Genomic DNA, 6,000 nt, shown 5'->3' with positions numbered 1-6,000 from the left:
CGTCGTGGCCTTTGAGCGGTTCACCTAACGGCGCAGGACGAGCGGGATTGGCCATGTTCCACAACCTGACGGTCCCGTCGTGGCCGGCACTGGCCAGTATGCGCCCGTCCGGGCTGAACACGACAGAGCTGATGGTGTCGGTGTGGCCGAGAACGGGATCGTCCCATGCCGCGGGCCGGGTCGGGTCAACCAAACTCCACAACCGGAGCCTGCTGTCGGTCCCAGCACTGGCCAGGGTGCGCCCGTCTGGGCTGAATCGTACGGACCAGACAGGACCGTCATGGCCCGTCAGGGGCTTGCCCAGGGGCACAGGTTGTGTTAAGTCCGCCAGGTTCCACAACCTGACGGTCCCATCATGGCTAGCACTGGCGAGGGTGCGACCATTCGGACTGAAATCTACAAAGTTGACGTCATCAGAGTGACCGGTGAGGGGATCGCCCAAAGGATTTGCTTGGGCAGGATCGGTGATATTCCAGAGCCGAACCGTCCGATCATTACCCGTGCTAGCCAGAGTGTTCCCATCCCGACTGAATGCCACAGAAGTGATGGCATCCGTGTGTCCCGCCAGGGGCACGCCCAGCGGCCTGGGCCGGGTCGGATCGCTGAGATCCCAGAGTCGCACGACTCTGTCGCCGCCGGCACTGGCTAACATCTTCCCGTCCCGGCTGAAGACCACTGAGACCTCTGGCTGGGCACTATCAGTGAGGGGTTTGCCTAGCTGCTTGGAGTGCGTCGGGTTGGTGATGTCCCACAGACGTACTGTTCCGTCGTAGCTGCCGCTGGCCAGGGTGTGTCCGTCTGGGCTGACTACCGCTGCAGCAACCTCTCGCGAGTGTTCCAAAGGTGTGGACAGGGTGCTGCCTGCGTCATTAATCAACTGTGTGGAAAGGTCCGCAGTTGGCCGCATGCGGTAGGCGGCCAAATCTAATTGGGACGCGAGAGACGGGTCCGAGTCACGGAGCGCGTTGGCCTCCGACACGGTCTGGAGGTAGATAGCTGTGTCACGCTCGGCTTGCGCAGTGGTACGTTCGGATCGGGCTGTTGCGCGCTGCTGGAAGGCGACCACTGCCGTTCCCGAGGCGATCAAAGCCAATACGGACAGCACCACGATCACGGAGCGGCGAAGCCGCGTCGCTCGGCGCTCCTGAGCGATTGATGCGGCAAGAAACTCGGACGCGGTGGATCCGATGGAGTCTTCCTGACGTGTGTCAGCCCAGGCGCGGGCGGTCTCCAGACGGCTCCCGCGAAGTAGGGCACCAGTATCGCGACCGTTGCGCTCCCAGCCGGCGGCTGCTTCCTCAAGGCCCTGGCGAATAAGGTTGCCAGCCCGATCGTTGTCGATCCATCGGCGCAAGCGCGGCCAGGCATAGAGCAGCGCCTCGTGGGTGATCTCGACAGTGTCGCGTTCCTGGGTCAGCAGGCGCCCTTCGGTGAAGGTGCTGAGGACAGCGTCAGAGTGTTCGGGACTCCCATTCGCCCACAAAAGCTCTGCGCGGAGCACACGTCGACGGGTGTCGTCTACGCCGTCGCCAATTTTTACCAAGCGCAGAAACAACTCCCGTGCTGCCTGCCTACCCAGCGGATCCAGCTTTGCAAAACAGCTTTCGGCGGAGGTAGCGATGGCGTGGTGGATGCCCCCAGTGGCTCGGTAGCCGTCCACAGTGAGGATGCTGCCGTTCTGCTGCCAGGTGGCTCGCAGTGCATGAGCGAGGAGCGGCAGGCGCCCCACTTCGTACCTTCCTGAGCTGCCCGCCCCCAGGGCTGAGCTTGGTGAATGGCCATGGGCAGGTGCGCCGAGGTCTCGCAGCAGCAGCTCGACCAATCCCGCCTCGATTTCGATCCCTACGTCTTGGGCTGGATATTGGATAGCTTCTCGTAGCCCGTCTTCTGACATGGGACCGACCAGGATCTGATCGTTCTGCAAAGTCGTCCGCAGTTCGATATAGTTGGCACACTGGGTGTAGAAGTCCGACCGCAACCCGTACACGACCAATGCGACTGGAGCTCTCCCGTTGCCACCCGGTGCAGCCAGGGTTGAGAGCAGGTTAAGGAAATCGCGTCGTTCGTGTTCTTCCGTGCAGAGGGTGAATAACTCCTCAAGCTGGTCGATGACTAGCACCAGTCGTTTATCCGCCGCTCCTGCGCCACCGGCTCGCTCTTCGAGCGCCTCGCGCACCGTTGCAACACACCGTGTGGGTCCAGCCGACAACACTTCTCCCATACCTTCAGGAGTAGTGTCGGTGACGCCCGCGAGTTGAGCCGCCAAAGCTTGCACCGGGTGCGCCGTGGGCGTGAACAGCACGCACGGCCACTGCATCGACCCAACGACGGGCAAGGATCCGCGTGCGATCGCGGGCAACAGCCCCGCCCTGAGTAGCGACGACTTGCCCGCTCCCGACGGAGCAACCACGGCAAGCCCGCCGCCCTTTCGCAGTCGCTCGTCCAGGCGAACCATCAGGTCAGCGATCAGCTCGTCACGTCCGAAGAACCACCGGGCCTGTGCCGCACCGAACGCGGACAATCCGGGATATGGGCATTCCCCTGGCTCCGCGGCTGACTCCACGCGCCTTGCCCTGCGGACGCCCGCTTCATAGTGCAGATGCAGGTCTCGCCCTGAAAAGTTTTGATCCCTGCCAGCCTGATAGATCCGAGCCTGATCGGAAGCCTGTGCCTGGAAGCCGGCTTCTTCCCTGCTTGCGGAGGGCTCTTCGGTCGGACTCATCACTCGGAGATGTGCTGGTCGCGGCCCGCCTGGTATACACGACCGCTCCCAGAGGCCGTCGCCTTCATCAGGAGCGATCCGATTCGCTCCCCCTCGTCGGCGGGCAGGGCCGGGGTAAGCTCACCATCGAGAAGTCGTCGCAACTCGTTCTCCAACAGGGGATCTTCGCGGAGAATCTGCTGCAGTCTCATCTGCCAAACCCCAGCCACAGCTCGCTCAGTGTCCGCGTCCCTCGCTTCTCGCGCGGCGAGAACTTGGGCTCGGACCTCAGCGAGATCCGCCCTGACCGCTTCCGCTTCTTGGTTCGAGCGCACCCGGCCCCACCACGAAACGACGGCGATTCGGGTTTGCTGCCACGCATCAGTGGCCATCGCGCCAACCAACGCAGTCCCTGCCGCCAACGCGATTGGATCCATCTTGCACCCCCATGCGAAGATTTTGCTGAACTGCAGCCTACGCAATAGTGACTTGACGTAACGGGATGTTGATAACCTGTAGCTGAGTTTTTGCCTGAGGTTCGAGGGTGTGCGATTCTCGTCGAACGCCATCGAGAACTACGTGCGTGGTCTGTTGGCGCCGGTGGAGCGGAAGAATGGCTGGCAGCTGGCTGAGTGGGCCGGCCACCGCGACCCGGCGGGCCTGCAACATCTGCTGAACGGGTCCTGCTGGGTGGCCGGGGCTCGTTGACGTCAGCCGAGGCCGACGGGCAGAGGCCGCCGGGCTTCCTAGAGATCCGACCAGGTATGCGGCTCCATGCAGGCGTGCCACCCGCGGAAGAACCAGTCAGCCAGATCCGTCAGCCGTTCGATGCATGCGGTGTAGTAGTCCGCCGGCTCCGGGCGAGGGAAGTTGGGGTGCGCCGTCCACGAGGGAACATCCGTGGCCACGTGGTAGTAGCCCTCGGCCAGCCAGCGGGGAAGCTCCTCGGCTTCCTGCCAGCGTTCACAGACAGTGCGCATGGCCTTCTCCAGCCGGGAGAAGGCGTCTCGATTCCAGACCAAATCGCCTCGCAGCCCCAGCAGGAAGCTCCCGGGCTCGGAACGGAACTCGTGCTCCAAGGAAGCCCGCGCTCGCATCCGCCGGCATCATCCCGACCCCGAGAAAGGCCAGCGCTACGCCGCCGCCCGCGAACACGGCATGCACGCCCTACGGCACTTCTACGCCTCGGTCCTCCTGAACGCCGGGGAGAGCATCAAGGCCCTGAGCCTCTACCTCGGCCACAGTGACCCGGGCTTCACCCTCCGGGTCTACACGCACCTCATGCCGTCCAGTGAGACCCGCACCCGGAAAGCCATCTCCGCGATGTACCGGGCAGCCGGTCACGCTCATGACGGCCCACAGACGCCCGACGGCCCAGAGACGGCCCAGGCTGCCTGACACGGCCCCTCATCGGCGAGGAAACCGCTGGTGAGGGGCACTTTCATGCCCTCGCGCGGTAAGTAACACCCCATCTTGCCGTACGGCTAGGCCTTGGCGGAAACGCGTATCGCCGGGGGCGGCTGAACTGGGGGTTCGTGGCTGTCGGCTGGTTGATCTATGAGGTGTGTCATCTGAGGTCGATCATCCGTACCGGTTGGCCGGTGGCACGGGCGATGGTCTCGAAGTCCCGGTCGTGGTGCAGCAGCGTGAGTCCGGCCTCTTCGGCGGCGGCGGCCAGGAGGAGGTCGACCGGGCCCGCGCTGCGGTGCTCGCCCTTGGCGGTGAGCTGCTCCTGGACGACGCGAGAGCGGCGGAAGATGCCGTCCGGGGTGGGGCACCAGGTGTAGTGGGCGTCGAGCGCCGCCTTCAGCCGCGCACGGTCCGCCGCCGAACGGGCCGAGTAGAGGACCTCGAGCTCGGTGATGTCGCAGATCGCGACGAGGCCGGCGGCGATCCTGTCGTCCCACTCGGCCGTGTTCTGGCCCAGCAGGACGCGGGCGAGTGCGGAGGTGTCGATGAGGTAGTCGGCGACGCTCACGGCCGGTACGTGCTCTTGTCCAGGAGGAGGTCCATGTCCAGCGCACCGTCGGCCACCAGCTCACGGGCCTCTTCGAGCGCGCGCAGCCGCCGGTAGCGGGCGGTGACCTCCCGCAGGGCGGTGTTGATGGTGTCGCGTTTGGTGGTCGTGCCGAGTTCCGCGGCGGCGGCCTCCAGGGCCTCGTCGTCGAGATCGATGACTGTGCGGCTCATGGCGACCCTCCTCGTGCATACGGTGACGTATATCAGTATACAAGATCGATTGTATCTGTCAGGGGTTTCTGCGGGCTGTGGACAGCGGCATGGCGCGGCGACCCGCAATGCGGAACGTCATCGACTTCTCTCTCACGGCCGGCGTGGAGTCACGGCGCCCCTGCGGCTGATGCTCGACTCGCTCGCCAAGGCGGACGGCGTCTTCGGCCGTGTTGGACGAGCTGATGCACGGCACCGTTGAAGAACATGTCCATGGCCTCGTTCTCGAGGCGCAGGAAGCATGGGCGTCCTATGCGGTAGCGGGCACGCAGGGGCCGACCTCGCCTGCCGAGGTCGGCGAGTGGGGCCGGCTAGTGCCTCAGCCGTAGATCGCGATCTCGCCTTGTCAGCCGCTACTGCAGGCGTGCCGGGCGCTGTGTGTAACGCTCATGGCCCATAGGCGAGATCTGTGCCGCCGCTGGCCTCGATCAGCCAGGACAGCGAGCCGCTGCCGAACGGCCACCCGGTGGTGGCCACCTGAATCCAACCGTCTTCCGATTCATCGGTGCCTGCGTGCCACCACCACCAGCTGCGATCGTCACCGGCGCCTTCCTCAGTCGGGTCGAAGTAGTACAGCCAATCCGACAGCGTCCACGGCCCCTGGCAGGCGGCCGCTTTCTGCTCCGGCAGCATCGCCTGCCACTTCCGCAACCAGGCATCGGCATCGAAGGGCTCGCCGGGCTCCGGCTTCATGGGGTCGGGCGCGCACCGCTGCGTGAACCATGTCGGCAGCAGTTGCGGCCACCGCTCAATTGCCGGCCAGTCGCCCATCCGCTCGACCACGCACGTCAGTACCGCACGTGCACCGGCAATGACCTGGGCGGGATCCTCGGCCGTAAACCGGGCCCTTACGAGTAACAGCCGCTGCTGGCCGTCCTCAGCCTCCGGTCCGGACCTGAGACGACGTAGCTCGCCCTCCAACATCTCCACGGCGTAGAAGTGTGCATCACCGCCGGTCTCGCCACACCTCAATACCGCCTTCATGTCTGGTTCGCGGCTTGTCTCGGCAGGTCACCCCGGGGCAATCCGCAAAGCTGTGGTGCTTCTCAGCTGCAAGCGCCATAGTCAGC

At 64.8% G+C, this 6,000-nt stretch carries 7 protein-coding genes and 1 pseudogene; 2 read left to right on the top strand and 6 right to left on the bottom strand.

What is annotated here, in order from left to right:
- Positions 1 to 2,722 (bottom strand): AAA family ATPase (locus ACFT32_RS26580; RefSeq protein WP_382493934.1); only part of this gene is annotated, 2,722 nt, incomplete at its 3' end.
- A complete protein-coding gene (locus ACFT32_RS26575) occupies positions 2,722 to 3,270 on the bottom strand; it encodes a hypothetical protein (protein WP_382494692.1) in 549 nt (182 codons plus the stop codon). The genes ACFT32_RS26580 and ACFT32_RS26575, both read right to left, overlap by 1 nt.
- Positions 3,271 to 3,277: 7 nt before the next feature.
- Between ACFT32_RS26575 and ACFT32_RS26570 the strand changes: the two are divergent.
- Positions 3,278 to 3,403 (top strand): annotated as a pseudogene (locus ACFT32_RS26570) (IS701 family transposase); the annotation flags it as partial.
- Between the two features lie 44 nt (positions 3,404 to 3,447).
- Here ACFT32_RS26570 and ACFT32_RS26565 read toward each other — a convergent pair.
- Positions 3,448 to 3,681 carry a hypothetical protein gene (locus ACFT32_RS26565; RefSeq protein WP_382493931.1) on the bottom strand — a complete coding sequence of 78 codons (234 nt, stop codon included), beginning with the start codon at positions 3,679 to 3,681 and terminating at the stop codon, positions 3,448 to 3,450.
- Between ACFT32_RS26565 and ACFT32_RS26560 the strand changes: the two genes are divergently transcribed.
- Positions 3,680 to 4,099, top strand: a complete 420-nt coding sequence (locus tag ACFT32_RS26560) for a tyrosine-type recombinase/integrase (RefSeq protein WP_382493928.1) — start codon at positions 3,680 to 3,682, stop codon at positions 4,097 to 4,099. The two genes, ACFT32_RS26565 and ACFT32_RS26560, sit on opposite strands and share 2 nt — an antisense overlap.
- Before the next feature lie 169 nt (positions 4,100 to 4,268).
- Here the strand turns inward: ACFT32_RS26560 and ACFT32_RS26555 are convergent, their stop codons facing one another.
- From ACFT32_RS26555 to ACFT32_RS26545, 3 genes are all read right to left on the bottom strand, one after another.
- Complete coding sequence (locus ACFT32_RS26555; protein WP_382493925.1) at positions 4,269 to 4,679, bottom strand: PIN domain nuclease; 411 nt, start codon at positions 4,677 to 4,679, stop codon at positions 4,269 to 4,271.
- A complete protein-coding gene (locus ACFT32_RS26550; RefSeq protein WP_382493922.1) occupies positions 4,676 to 4,891 on the bottom strand; it encodes a type II toxin-antitoxin system VapB family antitoxin in 216 nt (71 codons plus the stop codon). The genes ACFT32_RS26555 and ACFT32_RS26550 overlap by 4 nt, the downstream gene beginning before the upstream one ends.
- A 426-nt stretch (positions 4,892 to 5,317) precedes the next feature.
- Positions 5,318 to 5,854, bottom strand: a complete 537-nt coding sequence (locus ACFT32_RS26545) for a hypothetical protein (RefSeq protein WP_382494657.1) — start codon at positions 5,852 to 5,854, stop codon at positions 5,318 to 5,320.
- Positions 5,855 to 6,000 lie beyond the last annotated feature (146 nt).

The organism is Streptomyces sp. NPDC057002 (assembly GCF_042673825.1).
Lineage (GTDB): Bacteria > Actinomycetota > Actinomycetes > Streptomycetales > Streptomycetaceae > Streptomyces.
Note: the sequence above shows the minus strand (reverse complement) of the source record. Positions and strands in the feature narration are given on the sequence as shown.

Excerpts from the sequence above, each read along its gene's own strand:
- ACFT32_RS26575 (WP_382494692.1), bottom strand. The coding sequence starts at position 3,270 with ATGGCGTTCGACGAGAATCGCACACCCTCGAACCTCAGGCAAAAACTC.
- ACFT32_RS26560 (WP_382493928.1), top strand. The coding sequence starts at position 3,680 with ATGGCCTTCTCCAGCCGGGAGAAGGCGTCTCGATTCCAGACCAAATCG.
- ACFT32_RS26565 (WP_382493931.1), bottom strand. The coding sequence starts at position 3,681 with ATGCGCACTGTCTGTGAACGCTGGCAGGAAGCCGAGGAGCTTCCCCGC.
- ACFT32_RS26550 (WP_382493922.1), bottom strand. The coding sequence starts at position 4,891 with ATGAGCCGCACAGTCATCGATCTCGACGACGAGGCCCTGGAGGCCGCC.
- ACFT32_RS26545 (WP_382494657.1), bottom strand. The coding sequence starts at position 5,854 with ATGTTGGAGGGCGAGCTACGTCGTCTCAGGTCCGGACCGGAGGCTGAG.